This is a genomic window from Rhodobium gokarnense, from assembly GCF_025961475.1.
In the GTDB taxonomy this organism is placed as follows: Bacteria; Pseudomonadota; Alphaproteobacteria; order Rhizobiales; family Rhodobiaceae; genus Rhodobium; species Rhodobium gokarnense.
In genome coordinates this window covers 81,521-97,503 of sequence record NZ_JAOQNS010000014.1, presented here as the reverse complement: position 1 = coordinate 97,503, position 15,983 = coordinate 81,521, and the positions used below count along the sequence as shown (strand labels likewise).

The 15,983-nt window shown below is 67.6% G+C and carries 10 protein-coding genes; 6 read left to right on the top strand and 4 right to left on the bottom strand.

Annotated elements, in window-relative coordinates:
* Nucleotides 1–66: 66 nt before the first annotated feature.
* From M2319_RS20660 to M2319_RS20645, 4 genes are all read left to right on the top strand, one after another.
* A complete protein-coding gene (locus tag M2319_RS20660) occupies nucleotides 67–1,935 on the top strand; it encodes an extracellular solute-binding protein (RefSeq protein WP_264603363.1) in 1,869 nt (622 codons plus the stop codon).
* The gene (locus M2319_RS20655) at nucleotides 1,932–3,581 is read left to right on the top strand and encodes an AMP-binding protein (RefSeq protein ID WP_264603362.1); all 1,650 of its coding nucleotides are present in this window, start codon (nucleotides 1,932–1,934) and stop codon (nucleotides 3,579–3,581) included. The genes M2319_RS20660 and M2319_RS20655 overlap by 4 nt, the downstream gene beginning before the upstream one ends.
* A gap of 118 nt (nucleotides 3,582–3,699) precedes the next feature.
* Nucleotides 3,700–5,034: a diguanylate cyclase domain-containing protein gene (locus M2319_RS20650; RefSeq protein ID WP_264603361.1), complete on the top strand. Its 1,335-nt coding sequence runs from the start codon at nucleotides 3,700–3,702 to the stop codon at nucleotides 5,032–5,034.
* A gap of 214 nt (nucleotides 5,035–5,248) precedes the next feature.
* Nucleotides 5,249–5,944, top strand: a complete 696-nt coding sequence (locus tag M2319_RS20645) for a DsbA family oxidoreductase (RefSeq protein WP_264603360.1) — start codon at nucleotides 5,249–5,251, stop codon at nucleotides 5,942–5,944.
* A 112-nt stretch (nucleotides 5,945–6,056) separates the two neighbouring features.
* Here the strand turns inward: M2319_RS20645 and mfd are convergent, their stop codons facing one another.
* On the bottom strand, nucleotides 6,057–9,491 hold the full coding sequence (gene mfd, locus M2319_RS20640) for a transcription-repair coupling factor (RefSeq protein WP_406682249.1): 3,435 nt from the start codon (nucleotides 9,489–9,491) through the stop codon (nucleotides 6,057–6,059).
* 127 nt (nucleotides 9,492–9,618) lie between these two features.
* Complete coding sequence (locus M2319_RS20635) at nucleotides 9,619–9,903, bottom strand: FAD assembly factor SdhE (RefSeq protein WP_264603358.1); 285 nt, start codon at nucleotides 9,901–9,903, stop codon at nucleotides 9,619–9,621.
* Between the two features lie 134 nt (nucleotides 9,904–10,037).
* On the opposite strand from M2319_RS20635, the gene recG reads away from it, so the two are divergent.
* A complete protein-coding gene (gene recG, locus M2319_RS20630) occupies nucleotides 10,038–12,143 on the top strand; it encodes an ATP-dependent DNA helicase RecG (protein ID WP_264603357.1) in 2,106 nt (701 codons plus the stop codon).
* 279 nt (nucleotides 12,144–12,422) lie between these two features.
* Nucleotides 12,423–12,713, top strand: coding sequence for a GIY-YIG nuclease family protein (locus M2319_RS20625; RefSeq protein ID WP_264603356.1), 291 nt, complete (start codon nucleotides 12,423–12,425; stop codon nucleotides 12,711–12,713).
* Between the two features lie 358 nt (nucleotides 12,714–13,071).
* On the opposite strand, the gene eno is transcribed toward M2319_RS20625, so the two are convergent.
* On the bottom strand, nucleotides 13,072–14,346 hold the full coding sequence (gene eno / locus M2319_RS20620; RefSeq protein WP_264603355.1) for a phosphopyruvate hydratase: 1,275 nt from the start codon (nucleotides 14,344–14,346) through the stop codon (nucleotides 13,072–13,074).
* Between the two features lie 130 nt (nucleotides 14,347–14,476).
* The gene (locus tag M2319_RS20615) at nucleotides 14,477–15,895 is read right to left on the bottom strand and encodes a glycosyltransferase family 4 protein (protein ID WP_264603354.1); all 1,419 of its coding nucleotides are present in this window, start codon (nucleotides 15,893–15,895) and stop codon (nucleotides 14,477–14,479) included.
* Nucleotides 15,896–15,983: the final 88 nt, after the last annotated feature.

Below are 15,983 nucleotides of genomic sequence, written 5' to 3'. Positions count from 1 at the left end.
AACTCATCTAAAATTCAAGACAAGAGAATCAGCATGCCGTTTCCGGCGTGCCGTCCAGTCACGAGGATGCGTCCGATCCCTGCCCTTGCCCCCACGACCGCCGAACGGTGTTCCGGCCGGCGCCCGATACGGTTTCTCGCCGGCTTCCTGCTCGTTGCCGCCGCGCTGGCGTCTGCCGCGCCGCTCCGTGCCGCGGAGCCCACGCACGGCATTGCCATGCATGGGGCGCCGGCTCTTGCCCCCGACTTCGACCATTTGCCCTACACAAATCCGGATGCGCCGAAGGGCGGCACGGTGACCTACGGTCTCGTCGGCACCTTCGACAACCTCAATCCGCTGATCGTCAAGGGCACCGCCGCCGTCGGCATCCGCGATCCGCTTTTCGGCAACAACGTCATCGAGAGCCTGTTGGAGCGCAACCGCGCCGAGCCGTTCTCGCTCTACGGCCTTTTGGCCGAGCGCGTCGAGATGCCCGTGGACCGCAGCTCCGTCACCTTCTACCTCAATCCCAAGGCGCGGTTTTCCGACGGCGATCCGGTCGACATCGACGACGTCCTCTTCTCCTTCGAGACGCTGAAGGAAAAGGGCCGCCCGAACCACCGGGCGCCCTATTCCAAGGTGCTCTCGACGGAGCGCGTCGGCGACAACGGCATCCGCTTCAACCTGAAAGGCGACGACCGCGAACTGCCGCTGATCCTCGGCCTGATGCCGATCATTCCGAAGCACCATTTCGACGACGGCCGGTTCGACAGGACGACGCTCGACCCGATCGTCGGCAGCGGGCCCTATCTCATCACCGGGGTCGATGCCGGCACCCGCATGATCCTGAAGCGCAATCCGGACTATTGGGGCCGCGACCTGCCGCTCAAGCGCGGCTTCGACAATTTCGACGAGATCCGCTTCGACTATTATCGCGACGAGAACACCCGCTTCGAGGCCTTCAAGAAGGGGCTCGTCGACGCGATCACCGAGCGCGACCCGACCCGCTGGGCGACCGGCTACGACTTCCCCGCCGTCACCGAGGGCAAGGTGGTCAAGGACGGGTTCGAAACCGGCACGCCGAAGGGCATGTACGGCTTCGTCTTCAACACCCGCCGACCGCCCTTCAACGATCCGAAGGTGCGCGAAGCCTTCGGCTATCTGTTCGATTTCAAATGGATCAACGAGAACCTCTATTTCGGGCTCTACCGGCGCACGACGAGCTATTTCGAGGGCTCGGAACTCGCCTCCACCGGGCGTCCGGCGTCGGACGGCGAGCGGGCGCTGCTCGCCCCCTTCCCCGGCGCGGTGCGCGACGACATCCTTGAGGGCACATGGGCGCCGCCGGAGCCGGACGGCAGCGGCCGCGACCGCACCGCCATCCGCAACGCCCTGTCGCTCTTTGCCGAGGCCGGCTGGAAAATCCAGGGGCGCACGCTCACCGGACCGAACGGCGCGCCGATGTCCTTTGAGATCACCACCGCGACGCCCGACCACGAACGCCTGGCGCTCGCCTATGCCCGGACGCTGAAGCGCATCGGCATCGCCGTTTCCGTGCGCACCGTCGATGCCGCGCAATACCAGCGCCGGTTGCAGAGCTATGATTTCGACGTCATCCTCAACACCTGGGCCTCGTCGCTGTCGCCGGGCAACGAGCAGGCGTTCCGCTGGAGCAGCCGGGCCGCCGACCTGGAAGGCACGTTCAACTTCGCCGGAGCGCGCGAGCCGGCACTCGATGCGATGATCGCGGCGATGCTGGCGGCGCGCACGCGCCCGGCCTTCGTCGATGCGGTCCGCGCCTTCGACCGGGTGCTGCTCTCCGGCTTCTACGTGGTGCCGCTGTTCCATGCCCCGGAGGTCTGGGTGGCGCGCTGGGAGCACGTCTCCCACCCCGAAAAACCCGCACTCGACGGTCCACGCTTTGAGACGTGGTGGTCCAGAAAGGCCGCGAAATGATGCTCATCGACCATGAGGCGACGAAGCCCTACCGCACCTCCGGCGCCTGGGGACGCGTGGCGCTGGACATGCTGGTGCACCGGGCCGCGCAGGGGCACCCGGAGCACGCCGCGATCGCCGATGCGACGGACCGGCTTGACTGGACCGGCGGGGCGCCGCGCAGCCTGACCTTTGCCGAACTCGACCGGGAGATCGACGCCACCGCCGCGGCCTACCGTGCCCTCGGCCTTGAGGAAGGCTCGGTCGTCGGGCTGTTTTCGCCCAACACGGTCGACACGGTCGTCGCCCTCCTCGGCGGCCTTCGCGCCGGGCTTATCGTGGCGCCGATGCCGCTGACCTGGCGCGGCGCCGACATCCAGGCCGGGCTCGACCTCGTCGGCGCCAAGGCGGTGATCGCCGCCGACCGGCTGGAGGATGCGCCGCTCGCCGAGATCGTCCGCGACACCGCGGTCAACGTCTTCGGCGTGCGCTTCGTCCTCGGCCTCGGCGACGACCTGCCGGACGGCGTCGCGCCGTTCGCCGAAGTCCGCGATCCGGACGGAAAGCTCGCTGAGCCGGCCGGCTTTACCGCCGACCACGTCGCCACCATCACCTGGACGGAGGGCCGCAAGGGCGCCCCCCAGCCGCTGCCGCGCAGCCACAATCAGTGGATCGCCACCGGCCTGATGCATCTCCTGGAAGGCCGCATCGAGCCGGCGACCGTCCTTGCCAGCGCCTTCGCACCGACCGGCCTCGTCGGCATCGGCGCCGTTCTGGTCCCCTGGCTCCTGACCGGCGGCACGCTCCACCTCTCCCATTTCCGCAGCCTCGACGGCCTTGCCGACGACATCGCCAGGGCCGGTGCCCGGCACGCCATCCTGCCGGAGCCGCTGGTCGATGCGGTCGCCCAGCGGCTCGAGGCGGCAGGCGCGGAGCAGCCGGCCTATACCGCCATCTGGCGCAACGGCCACGGCGCGGCCGATGCAAAGATCGCCAGCACGCGGGCCGGCGTCGACATCTTCACCCTCGACGAATGGGCGCTGGTCGCCTCGCTGAGGGCCGGCGACCGTCCGTCGCCGATCCCGATCGGACCGGTCAATGCGCCGCGCGGCACCGAGCAGGCGCCGATCCTCGCCGAGACCCGGCTCGTCGCCCGGCAGCGGCGCAACGGCGAGGCGGACGACACACTGGTTTCCGGCGAGATCGCCGTTTCCGGCGCCATGGTGCCGGAGATCGGCTGGCCGGGTGGGCGGGCCGAGCCGCCGCTGCGCGACGATGCCGGCTTCGTGCGCACCGGGCTGTTCGCAAGGCCCGTCTCGGAGTTCCCGGTCACTGCGGAAATCACCGGACGGGGTCCGGGAACGGCGAGCCTCGGCGGGTTGTCCGTGCCGCTCGACCAGGTGCAGCGGCTGATCGGCGAGCGGCCCGATGCGACCAAATCCGCCGCCTTCAGCGAGGCCGACCGCATCGTCGGCGCGCGGCTTCGCGCCGCGGTCGTCGGCGAGGCCGAGCCCGGCTTCACGGCGGCGGAGCTGGAGGCCTATCTGGACGGCCGCGGCGTCGCGCTCCACAAGCGGCCGCACGAGGCCGATGCGGTCAGCGGCCTTCCCGTCAGGATCGACGGCCACATCGACCGCGAGGCCCTTGCCCGGCGTTTCTCCAAATAGGCGATACCCCCGAAATCTGCGGGAAACCGGTCTTTTCGACGGAACCCTTTACCGAACGTTTACGCTCCCGGGCGGAAAGTTGGTCAATTGATTTGACCTTGGTGTTCTGGGGGAAGCCATGTCGCCGTCCACACGTCTTCTCATGGTCGGTCAGACCGACGTCGACGACCAGCAGCCGGAGCTGGAAAGCGAGCTCTCCCGGCGCGGTTTCGAAATCCACCACAGCGACGCCAAGGCGGCCTCCAACCTCTGGGCCGCGACCCGGTCCGACGTCGTCGTCCTCGACCTCCTCGCCGCCACCGCGGCCGGCGAGCGCGAGGTGTTTTCCTCGCTCGCCGAACGGCTCGCCCGGTCCGGCCTTTCCGACCACCGGCCGGTGATCGCGCTGGCCGACCCGTCCGCGGCCGACACCTTCCGGGAGACCGTCGCCAATGTGGACGACGTACTCTATGCGCCGCTGACCGCGGCCGAACTGGTCTCGCGCATCGACGGGCTCCGGCGCCTCACCACCATGCAGACCGAGCTTGCCCGGCGCACCGCGACGGCGGCAAGCTTCGGAGTCGACCTGCCGGAGATCCTGCCGCCCGGCGAGATCGCCGACGCCAATGTGCTGGTGGTCGGTGATGCGACCCATTTCCTGGCCCTTGAGACCGCGCTCAGCGCCCATGCCGTGCTGGTCGGAGCGTTCACCACCGATACGGCCTTCGACTACCTGTCGCGGCGGGAGTTCGATGCGGTGATCGTCGCCCTTGGAGCCGACGACGCCTTCGATTTCGTCCAGGACGTGCGCCGCAATCCGCTCCATTTCAACCTGCCTCTCGTCGTCATCGGCGAGCGCGGCAACGAGGCCGAGACCTCGGCCCTCTTCGACGCCGGCGCCTCGGAAGTTGCGGCCATCGCCGGCGCCCCCGGCGAGCTCGCCGCGCGGCTGACCGCCCATATCCGCGAGTTCCGCTTCCGCCAGCGCCTCAACGCCGTCTATCGGCACAGCCGGCGCCACGTCATCTGCGACGGCCTGACCGGGCTCTATACCCGCGGCTTCCTGCTGACCCACCTTTCCCACATCATCGACGATGCGGAGCGCTGGGAAGAACCGTTCACCGTCGCCGCCTTCGGCGTGCCGGCGATGGACGCCATCAACATCGAATACGGCTATCCGGCCGGCGACCTAGCGCTGCGCCAGCTCGGCAACGTCATCGGCCAGGTGGTGCGCGGCGAGGACCTTGCCGCCCGCTTCGACGGGCCGCGCTTTGCCGTGGTCTTCACCGACACCGACATGGAGGCGGCGGAAACGGCAGCACGGCGCATCGCTGCGATCGCCGGCAACACCGCCTTCTCGCTCGACGGCGGCGAGGCCTTCTCGGTGGACCTTTGGACCGGGCTCGCCCAGTTCGAGCCGGGCGACACGCCGCAGTCGCTGATCGACCGGGCGCTCGCCCAGACGGGGTGTTAGCATTTCTTGGCGTTCAAACGCCACGCAGGCTTCTCGGCGCAACGGCGCCGGCGCGCGTTCGCGCTTGCCAAGGCCCGATGCAGAGCGCATCGGGCCTTGGAGTGCGTTTCCCTTCTTGCGGCCTTCTTCAATCGCCGTTCTTGCGCAAGAGCCCTCGCATTTGACGTGCCGCGCCCTACCCTGACAGGGTGACAGCGGCCGACTGCGAGGGACCATGACCGACGAAGAGCTGAAAAAATCCGTTCTGCCGATCGACGTCGTCTCCGACGTCATGTGCCCCTGGTGCTTCATCGGCAAGCGGCGGCTTGGATACGCGCTTGAAAAGGCGGCCGACGTCCCGGTGCTCGTGCGCTGGCGCCCGTTCCAGCTCGACGCCACCCTGCCGCCGGAGGGCAAGGACTACCGGCGCTACCATGAGGACAAGTTCGGCTCGGCCGAAAAGGTCGATGCGCTGCGCGCCCGCGTTACCGAGGCGGGCCGCGCCGAAGGCCTCGACTTCCGGCTCGACGCCATCCCGAAGGCCCCCAACACCCTCAACGCCCACCGGCTGATCCGCTGGGCCGGCCCGGTCGGCGTCCAGAACAAGCTGGTGGAACTGTTGTTCTCGCTCTACTTCCTGGAAGGCGCCGACCTCACCGACGACGCGGTGCTGGCCGAGGCGGCAGATGCCTGCGGCATGGCGAAGGACCGGGCACTGGAGCTCTTGAAAACCGACCAGGATGTCGAGGCCGTCAAGACCGAGATCGCCGTCGCCCAACGCATGGGCATCAATTCGGTCCCCACCTTCCTGATCGCCAACCGCTACGCCGTCGTCGGCGCCCAGGAGCCCGATGTGCTTGCCCAGGCGATCCGCGAGGCCTGGGTCGAGCGCTCGGAAGAAGCCGAATTCGCGGTGCCTTCCGGCACCTGATTTTTTTACGTTCAAACGCCACTAAGGCTCTACGGCGCAACGGCGCCGGCGCGCGTTCGCGCTTGCGACGCTTTCAGCGTCGAATTGATCACCCCGCACAGCCTCGAAATGATCACGCCGCCTTGCGGGCGTCGTCGGCAAGGCGCGCGAGCTTGGTGAGGATGGTCGCTGCGCCCTTCAGGCGGTCGTCGGGGCCCGGCCAGTCGCGGCTGAAGAACACCCTCTGATCCGGCCGGATCTTGGCAAGCGCGCCCTGCTCGGTGATGTAGCGGACGAGGCCTGCCGGGTTCTCGAACTCGCCCTTGCGGAAGGAGACGACGACGCCCTTCGGGCCCGCGTCAATCTTTTCCACATTCGCTTTCCGGCACAAGCCCTTGATGAACATGATCTTTAGCAGGTGCTCGACCTCGTCGGGCATGGGCCCGAAGCGGTCGATCATCTCGGCGCCGAAGGCATCGATCTCGCTCGCCTCGCCGAGATCGCCGAGACGGCGGTAAAGGTTCAGGCGCAATTGCAGGTCGGGGACATAGCTCTCCGGGATCATCACCGGGGTGCCGACGGAGATCTGCGGCGACCAGTGGTCCTCCAGCTCCTCCTCGCCGCCGGCGCGCTGGCTGGCGACGGCCTCTTCCAGCATCTGCTGGTAAAGCTCGTAGCCGACCTCGCGGATATGGCCGGACTGCTCCTCGCCGACGAGGTTGCCGGCGCCGCGGATGTCGAGGTCGTGGCTGGCGAGTTGGAAACCGGCACCGAGGGTGTCCAGGGATTCCAGCACCTTCAGCCGGCGCTCTGCCGCCGGCGTCAGCTTGCGGTCGGCCGGCACGGTGAACAGCGAATAGGCCCTCACCTTCGACCGCCCCACCCGGCCGCGGAGCTGGTAGAGCTGGGCAAGGCCGAACATGTCCGCGCGGTGGACGATGAGCGTGTTCGCCGTCGGGATGTCGAGGCCGGATTCCACGATGGTGGTGGACAGCAGCACGTCGTAGCGGCCCTCATAGAAGGCCGTCATGATGTCCTCCAGTACCCCCGGCGTCATCTGGCCGTGGGCGACCGCGACCTTCACCTCCGGCACGTTCTCGTCGAGGAAGGTCTTGATCTCGCCAAGATCGGAAATGCGCGGGCAGACATAGAAGGACTGGCCGCCGCGGTAGCGCTCGCGCAGCAAGGCCTCGCGCACCACCAGCGGATCGAAGGGGGAGATGAAGGTGCGCACGGCCAGCCGGTCGACCGGCGGGGTGGCGATGATCGACATTTCGCGCACGCCCGACAGGGCCAGTTGCAGGGTGCGCGGGATCGGCGTCGCCGTCAGCGTCAGGACGTGGACGTCGGTCTTCAGCTCCTTCAGCCGCTCCTTGTGCTTGACGCCGAAATGCTGCTCCTCGTCGACGATGAGGAGCCCCAGATTGCGGAATTTGATGGCCTTGCCGAGGAGCGCGTGGGTGCCGACGACGATGTCGACGGTGCCGTCGGTGAGGCCGGCCTTGACCCGCGACATCTCCTTGGTGCCGACAAGGCGCGAGGCCTGCGCCACCTCAAGCGGAAGTCCCCGGAACCGCTCCTGGAAGGTCTTGAAGTGCTGGCGCGACAGAAGCGTCGTCGGCACAATGACGGCGACCTGGCGCCCGGACATGGCGACGGCGAAGGCGGCCCTCAGCGCCACCTCGGTCTTGCCGAAGCCGACATCTCCGCAGACGAGGCGGTCGGCCGGGCGACCAGAGCCGAGATCCTCCAGCACCGCCTCGATGGCGCCGAGCTGGTCTTCCGTTTCTTCGTAGGGGAATTTCGCCGCGAACTCGTCGGAGAGCCCCTCCGGCGCGTTGATGACCTCGGCGGTCTTCATGGCGCGGGCGGCGGCGGTCTTGATGAGGCCGTCGGCGATCTCGCGGATGCGCGCCTTCATGCGCGCCTTGCGGGCCTGCCAGGCGCCGCCGCCGAGGCGGTCGAGCTGGACTTCGGTCTCCTCCGAGCCGTAGCGGGTCAGAAGCTCGATGTTCTCCACCGGCAGGTAGAGCTTGTCGTCGCCGTGGTAGCGGATGTCGAGGCAGTCGTGCGGGGCGCCGGCGGCCTCGATGGTCTTCAGGCCGACGAAACGGCCGATGCCGTGGTCGACATGCACGACGAGGTCGCCTTCCGCAAGGCTCGTCACATCGGAGAGGAAATCCTGGGCCCGGCGCGACTTGCGGCGCGAGCGCACCAGCCGGTCGCCGAGCACGTCCTGCTCGCCGATGACGGCGAAGTCGCCGGTCTCGAAGCCGGTCTCGACGCCGAGGACGACGAGCGCCACCACATCCTTCGGCAGCGCCTCCACGGCCTGCCAGTCGCCGACCCGCTCCACGCGCTCAAGGCCGTGGTCGGCAAGGACGTTCTGCAGGCGGTCCCGCGCGCCCTCCGACCAGGAGGCGACGACGACGCGCTTCGGCTTCTTTAACAGCGCGCGAACATGGGTGACGAGGGCATCGAAGACATTGACGTCTCCGCTCGCCCGCTCCGCGGCGAACGAGCGGCCGACCCGGCCGCCGATATTGACGATCCCCGCCTTTTCCTCCGGCGCGCCGAAGGGCGTCATCTTCGCCGTATTGCGGTCGGCGAGGAACGATTTGTAGGCCTCCTCGGTCAGGTAGAGGGTGTCCGGGTGGAGCGGCTTATAGGGCGCGGCGGCGCCGTCGGCGCTTTTTTCCTGCGCCTCGCGGCGGGCCTGGTAGTGATCCTCGATCTGCTCGTGGCGCTCGTGGACGACGTCGTCGATGAGGGCATCGAACAGCACCGGGGCGTCGCCGAGATAAGCGTCGAGCGTGTCGAGCCGCTCGTAGAACAGCGGCAGCCAGTGTTCCATGCCGGGATAGCGCCGGCCCTCGCTGACCGCCTGGTAGAGCATGTCGTTCTGGGTGTTGCCGCCGAACTCCGACCGGTAGGCCTGGCGGAAGCGGGCGACCGTCTCCTCGTTGAGGACGATCTCGTTGGTCGGCACCAGGTCGATGCGCCGGTTCTGGCCGGTCGAGCGCTGGGTTTCCGGGTCGAACGGGCGGATCGATTCCAGCGTATCGCCGAAGAAGTCGAGGCGGAGCGGCGCGTCGGTGCCGGCGGCATAGAGGTCGACGATGCCGCCGCGGACCGCGTATTCGCCGGCCTCGCGCACGGTGGGCGACCGCTGGAAGCCGTTCGATTCCAGCCAGCGCGTCAGGTCCGACATGTCGACCCGGTTGCCGGGCGCAATGGTGAGGCTCTGGCCGGCGACCCAGTCGCGCGGCGGCAGGCGCTGCAAGAGTGCGTTCGCCGTCGTCAACAGGATGACGGGCCTTTCTGTCGCCTCCATGTGGGCGAGCCGGGCGAGCGTTGCCATGCGCCTTGCCGAGACGCCGGCATTGGGCGAGACCCGGTCGTAGGGAAGGCAGTCCCAGGCCGGCAGGATGAGGGGTTCGACGGAGGGCGCGAAAAAGCCGATGGCATCGGCGATCGCCGCCATGCGGCCGCCGTCGCGGACGACGAAGGCGAGCGCCGGACCTTTGCCCTTGCCGAAGCCGGCCATGGTCAGCCTTGCGGCGACCATCGCCTCCAGGCCATCGACGACGCCGGCGAGCGTCGCCGAGGAATGGCGGTCGAACAGGGTAGAGAGGTCGGTCACCTTGCGGTCCTTGGTATCGAAACGGTCACGGAATCAGGTCAGCGGCGACGGATCAGGATCCGGCAGCGTGGAACGCGCAGATGCGCTTGAAGAGCGGCGTGTCGTAGCCTTCCGGCGTCGCCTTGGCCCCCGTGAACCAGGCATAGAGTTCCTGGTCCGGGGCATCCATCAGGTGCTCCAGCACATCCAGCTCGTCGGCATCGAGCCCTTCCACCTCGGCCTCCACGAAGGGGCCGAGCACGAGGTCCATCTCGCGGGTGCCGCGATGCCAGGAGCGGTAAAGGATGCGCCGCCGGCGCGGATCGAGCCCGTCGCTCGTTCGGGTCATGCCCGTCATAATTCTCAAAATCCCTTGTGAATGACGTTTCTATATAGTCAGGATGCGCCGCTGTCAGCAGCATGTCCGCAACATCCCCCGGGGGAATCGCCGATAATCCGGCCGAAAACGCTTTTCGCCAACCGTCAGGTGCCATGCGCCCCGAACTTCTGAACCCGCTCTACCGCACGCTGCAAAGCCTTGAGGGCATCGGCCCGAAGCTGGAAAAGACGCTGACGAAGCTCCTCGTCGGCTCGGGCGCGGAGCGCGAGGCGCGCCTCCTCGACCTCGTCTTCCACCTGCCAGCCGCCGCCATCGACCGCAGCCTGCAGCCGGGCATCGCCAAAGCCCCCGAAGGCGCCATCGTCACGCTGAAGACCTGGGTCGACCGGCACCAGCCGACGCCGCGCCATTCCCGCGCGCCCTACAAGGTCTTTTGCCACGACGACACCGGCGAGATCGCCCTCGTCTTCTTCCACGCCAAGGAGGACTGGCTGCAACGCCAACTCCCCGTCGGCGAGACCCGTTATGTGAGCGGCAAGGTGGAGTGGTTCAACGGCCAGGCGCAGATCGTCCATCCGGACCATATCGTTGCCGAGGCCGATTTCGCCGACCTGCCGCTGATCGAGCCGGTCTATCCGATGACGGCGGGGCTGTCGCCGAAGACGCTGAGGCGCGTCATCGACGAGGCGGTCGGCCTCGTGCCCGACCTGCCGGAATGGCAGGATGCGGCGTGGCTGAAGCGCCAGAAATGGCCGGGCTTTGCGGAAGCTCTCGATACGGTCCACCACCCGGAGGCGGCGAGCGACATCGATCCGGCAACGCCGGCCTGGTCGCGGCTCGCCTTCGACGAGATATTGGCCGGGCAATTGGCGCTCGCCCTCGTCAGAAAACATATGCGCAAGACCGCCGGCTCGGCCCGCACCGGCGACGGAAGTATCCGGGAAAAAATCCTGGCCGCCCTGCCCTTTTCGCTCACCGACGGCCAGCGGCAGGCGGTGGCGGAAATCGAGGAAGACTTGGCGCAGCCGAAGCGCATGCTGCGGCTGCTGCAGGGCGATGTGGGCTCCGGCAAGACGGTTGTCGCGCTGATGGCGGCGGCGGCCGTTGCCGAGGCCGGCGGCCAGACGGCGATGATGGCGCCGACCGAACTGCTGGCCCGCCAGCACCTGAAGACCATCACGCCGCTCGCCGAGGCCGCGGGTCTGACGGTCGCCGGGCTGACCGGCCGCGACAAGGGCAAGGAGCGACGGGCCGTGGAGGCGGCGCTGGCCGCCGGCGAGATCGACATCGTCGTCGGCACCCATGCCCTTTTCCAGTCGGCGACCGCCTTCAAGAACCTCGCCTTGGCCATCGTCGACGAACAGCACCGCTTCGGCGTCCACCAGCGGCTGGCTTTGACGGCGAAAGGCTCCGGCACTGACGTCCTCGTCATGACGGCAACGCCGATCCCGCGCACGCTGGTGCTGACCTATTTCGGCGACATGGACGTCTCGCGGCTGCTGGAAAAGCCGGCCGGCCGCAAGCCGGTGAAGACGTCGAGCATCGCGCTGGAGCGGATGGGAGAGGTTCTCGACGGCCTCCAGCGGGCCCTCGCCGACGGCGCAAAGGTCTATTGGGTCTGTCCGCTGGTGGAGGAGTCCGAGGCGCTCGATGCCGCCGCCGCCGAGGACCGGTTTGCGACGCTCCGGGCGGAATTCGGCGACATCGTCGGCCTCGTCCACGGCCGCATGAAGGCGGCCGAGAAGGACGCGGCGATGGCCGACTTCCAGTCGGGGCGCACGAAGATCCTCGTTTCCACCACCGTCATCGAGGTCGGCGTCGACGTGCCCGATGCCACCATCATGGTGATCGAGCACGCCGAGCGCTTCGGCCTTGCCCAGCTCCACCAGCTCCGCGGCCGCGTCGGGCGCGGCGACAAGCCCTCCACCTGCCTCCTCCTCTACAAGGGTCCCTTGAGCGAGACGGCCCATGCGCGGCTCGCCATCATGCGCGAGACAGAGGACGGGTTCCGCATCGCGGAAGAAGACCTGAAGCTGCGCGGCGAAGGCGAAGTTCTGGGCACCCGCCAGAGCGGCACGCCGGGGTTCAAAGTCGCCCGCATCGAGGCCCACGGCCATCTGCTGGAAGCCGCCCGCGACGACGCGCGGTTGATCCTGGAGACCGATCCGGAGCTGGCAGGGGCGCGGGGGGAAGCGCTGAGGATTCTGTTGTATTTGTTCGGGCGGGACGAAGCGGTGCGGTTGCTGCGGGCTGGGTGACATCCGCCCTCCTCGTCACCCCGGGCGAAGCGAAGCGGAGACCCGGGGCCTATTGCCCGTTTCTGTGCGGTGGCCCGCATCGGCTCTACGCAGAGCTTCGCCATCGCGGCCGCCAACGCTTCACCGAAACGGCATATCGTGCCGATGTGGGCAATAGGCCCCGGCTCGGGGGCCGGGGTGACGGGGAGAGGTTGGCGCGAGTTCGGAGTATCGGACACCCTCTGATTGTCTACGGCGTCGAGGCCCATTACCCTCGCCAAGTTTGGGAAGTGGAATCGAATGACGGGCGGCTGGGTCTACATTGTCACGAACCGCAAGCACGGAACGCTCTATGTGGGCGTCACAAGTGACATTCGCCGCCGAGCGGTCGAACACCGCGAGGGAGCATTCGACAGCTTCACCAAAAAACACGCGTTGCACCGGCTCGTCTGGATGGAACCGCACGAGACAATGCCAGAGGCGATCCGGCGCGAGAAATCGCTCAAGCGCTGGCAGCGTGCCTGGAAAATCCAGTTGATCGAGCAAAGAAACCCCGACTGGGACGATCTCTTTGAGACGCTGAATAGCTGACGGTCATGTGCATTCGGCGGCACGGCGTTGCTCGCGCGTCGCCCCCCTCTCCCCGTCACCCCGGGCGGAGCGAAGCGGAGACCCGGGGCCTATTGCCCGTCACAACGCAGTAGCCCCCATCGGTTGCCCGCATGACTTCGCTTGTCGGTCGGACCCGTTTTGCCGAGGTGCCATACCGTGTCGATGTGGGCAATAGGCCCCGGCTCGGGGGCCGGGGTGACGTCTGAGTTTGGGGCGAGCGGCAACACGAAAAAGCCGCGCCGTCCCGAAGGACGGCGCGGCCCGAATTAGCGCTATTGGCAGCGAAACGGCCGCCGGACTGTCAGAAGCTCACCCCCGACAACGGCACCGCCCAACCTCACCCCCTGAGGATCGACCGCCCGGCATAGACCGCCTGCGTATCCAGCTCTTCCTCGATCCGGAGCAGCTGATTGTACTTGGCCAGCCGGTCGGAGCGGGCGAGCGAGCCCGTTTTGATCTGGCCGCAATTGGTGGCCACCGCAAGGTCGGCGATGGTGTTGTCCTCGGTCTCGCCGGAGCGGTGGGACATGACCGCCGTGTAGGCGTTCTTGTGGGCCATCTCGACGGCCTGCAGGGTCTCGGTCAGCGAGCCGATCTGGTTGACCTTGATGAGGATGGAGTTGGCGACGCCACGGTCGATGCCCTGCTTCAGGCGCGTGACGTTGGTGACGAACAGGTCGTCGCCGACGAGCTGGCAGCGGTCGCCGATCGCCTCGGTGATGGCGGTCCAGCCCTCCCAGTCGTCCTCGGCCATGCCGTCCTCGATGGAGATGATCGGATATTTGCCGACGAGATCGGCATAGACGGCGGCCATCTCCTCCGGCCCGAGGATCTTGCCTTCGCCGTCGAGGTGGTACTTACCGTCCTTGAAGAACTCGGACGATGCCGGGTCGAGGGCGAGGAAGATGTCCTCGCCGGGCTTGTAGCCGGCGGTCTCGATCGCCTTCATGACGAAGTCGAGGGCTTCCTGGGCCGAGCCGAGATTGGGGGCGAAGCCGCCCTCGTCGCCGACATTGGTGTTGTGGCCGGCGTCCTTCAGGGCCTTCTTCAGGGTGTGGAAGATCTCCGCGCCGGCGCGCAGGCCCTCCGCGAAGGTGTCCATGCCGACCGGCATGATCATGAATTCCTGGAAGTCGATCGGGTTGTCGGCATGGACGCCGCCATTGACGATGTTCATCATCGGCACCGGCAGGGTGCGAGCCGAGGCGCCGCCGACATATTTGTAGAGCGGCAGGCCGGAGGCCTGGGCGGCGGCCTTGGCGACGGCGAGCGAGACGCCGAGGATGGCGTTGGCGCCGAAGCGGCCCTTGTTGTCCGTGCCGTCGAGCTCGCACATAACGTCGTCGATGCGGATCTGGTCTTCGGCATCGAGGCCGGTGACGGCGTCGTAGATGTCGTTGTTGACGGCGTCCACCGCCTTGGTCACGCCCTTGCCGAAATAGCGCTCGTCGCCGTCGCGCAGCTCGACCGCCTCGTGGGCGCCGGTGGAGGCGCCGGACGGTACCGCCGCGCGGCCCATGGAGCCGTCCTCCAGCACGACATCGACCTCGACCGTCGGATTGCCGCGGCTATCAAGAATTTCACGTCCCAGAATATCGATGATTGCGGTCATGACAGGGCCTTTCGGAGTGGGGGAAGAAATGTCGCGATCTGTCTAAAACGTTTCGCGGCGGTTGGGAACCGGATTGCGGCCGGGAATGCCGCATTGCGATCGGTTTTTTTGCGCCGCAGCGGGCGACGGGTCAGTCGGCTTTGGCGGCGAGTTGCAGGGCTGCGCCCACCGCCTCGAAATGCTTGTCCCAGCCATAGCGCTGGAAGCGCGCGACGCGCTCCATCTGGGTGGCGCGGCGGGGCGATTCCGGGTCGGCATAGTCGAGGATGACCTGGCGCCAGCCGATGCCGTCGAGCGGGTCGAGGTGCTCGGGAATCCCCTGCCCGACCTCGACCAGCGCCGGAATGTCGGAGGCGATCACCGGGACGCCGAGGGTCAGCGCCTCGGCGATCGGCAGGCCGAAGCCCTCGGCAAAGGACGGCATCAGGGCGGCTCTGGCGCCGTTAAGGAGCGCGACCAGCTCGTCGTCGGTGAGGTTGGAGGATTCCAGCACATGCCCCTTGATGCTGCGGCATCGCTCCAGCATGTCGATCGCCGCCTCGGCCTCCCAGCCGCGGCGGCCGACGACGATGAGCTTCGGCGCCCTCTCGCCGTGCTCCTCGACGATCTTGCGCCAGACCTTCAAGAGGAACAGGTGGTTCTTGCGCGCCTCGATGGTCGAGACGATGACGAAATAGGGATCGGCGCCGATCAGCCGGCCGAGCGGCTTGCGGCGGCCGAACTGCGGCTCCAGGCCGAGATGGGCCGGCACGACGTTGATCGGCCGCCCGTCGATATGGTCGCGCAGGCGCCGGCCGGTGTCGTGGGAATTGACGATCACGGTATCGGCGAAGTCGGCGACCGTGCGCACGCGCTTCTGGTGCTTCTCGGCATCGCCCTCGCGGCAATATTCGGGAAAATCGAGCGGGATGACGTCGTGGATCAGGAACGTGATATGGACGTTTCCGAGGTTCCGGAGCTGCGCGAAAAGGCGTCTCTTTTCAAGGTGATGGTGCGAGACGTTGATGTAGATTACGCGGGCGCCACGCTGCTCGGCGTTGAGCACGATGCGGCGCACCCGGCGCCTTGCCCAGAGCCGGACCGGATTGGCAAGGCCGAAGCCGGAGGGCCCGCGCGGGTCGGCGCCGTCCTCACCCTGGGCAACGACCGGCTCCTCGCCGGTGAAGACGACCGGCTTTTCCGGCAATTGCCGGACCGGCCGCTCGACATTGGGCTCCCAGGTGGCATTGAGGAAGCGGGCGACCTCGAGGATCTCGCGGGCGTTGACCGGCGTACCGGCGCCGGCCCAACTGCGGGAAATCCAGCGAATGAGGCGGCGGGCGAGCACGTCGGTGACGGCGCGGATCTCGCCGCCGGTGACGGCGACGAAGCGCACGTCGGCGTCGACCTCGCGCATGACCCAGTTGGCGAAGGCGAGTTCGACGCGGTCGATGCCGGTGGGCGCAGCGCGCTTCACGCGCGAGATCAGCCGCGAGATGTCGAACAGCACCAGCGGCCGGGTCGTATCGGTGCTCGGGGTCAGATCGGTCAGACCGATTTGTTCGTTCATAGAATTACCTGGGCTTCCCGGGCACAAGGCCTGCGCCTGTCGCGGCCGTCTGTCAAGTCCGGGCGCCGGTTGCGGCCGGACCTGAGAC

Bases quoted from the DNA above. Each gene is read 5' to 3' on its own strand.
- M2319_RS20615 (WP_264603354.1), bottom strand. From the start codon at position 15,895: ATGAACGAACAAATCGGTCTGACCGATCTGACCCCGAGCACCGATACG.
- M2319_RS20635 (WP_264603358.1), bottom strand. From the start codon at position 9,903: ATGACGGGCATGACCCGAACGAGCGACGGGCTCGATCCGCGCCGGCGG.
- mfd (WP_406682249.1), bottom strand. From the start codon at position 9,491: ATGGTCGCCGCAAGGCTGACCATGGCCGGCTTCGGCAAGGGCAAAGGT.
- M2319_RS20660 (WP_264603363.1), top strand. From the start codon at position 67: ATGCGTCCGATCCCTGCCCTTGCCCCCACGACCGCCGAACGGTGTTCC.
- M2319_RS20655 (WP_264603362.1), top strand. From the start codon at position 1,932: ATGATGCTCATCGACCATGAGGCGACGAAGCCCTACCGCACCTCCGGC.
- M2319_RS20645 (WP_264603360.1), top strand. From the start codon at position 5,249: ATGACCGACGAAGAGCTGAAAAAATCCGTTCTGCCGATCGACGTCGTC.
- recG (WP_264603357.1), top strand. From the start codon at position 10,038: ATGCGCCCCGAACTTCTGAACCCGCTCTACCGCACGCTGCAAAGCCTT.
- M2319_RS20625 (WP_264603356.1), top strand. From the start codon at position 12,423: ATGACGGGCGGCTGGGTCTACATTGTCACGAACCGCAAGCACGGAACG.
- M2319_RS20650 (WP_264603361.1), top strand. From the start codon at position 3,700: ATGTCGCCGTCCACACGTCTTCTCATGGTCGGTCAGACCGACGTCGAC.
- eno (WP_264603355.1), bottom strand. From the start codon at position 14,346: ATGACCGCAATCATCGATATTCTGGGACGTGAAATTCTTGATAGCCGC.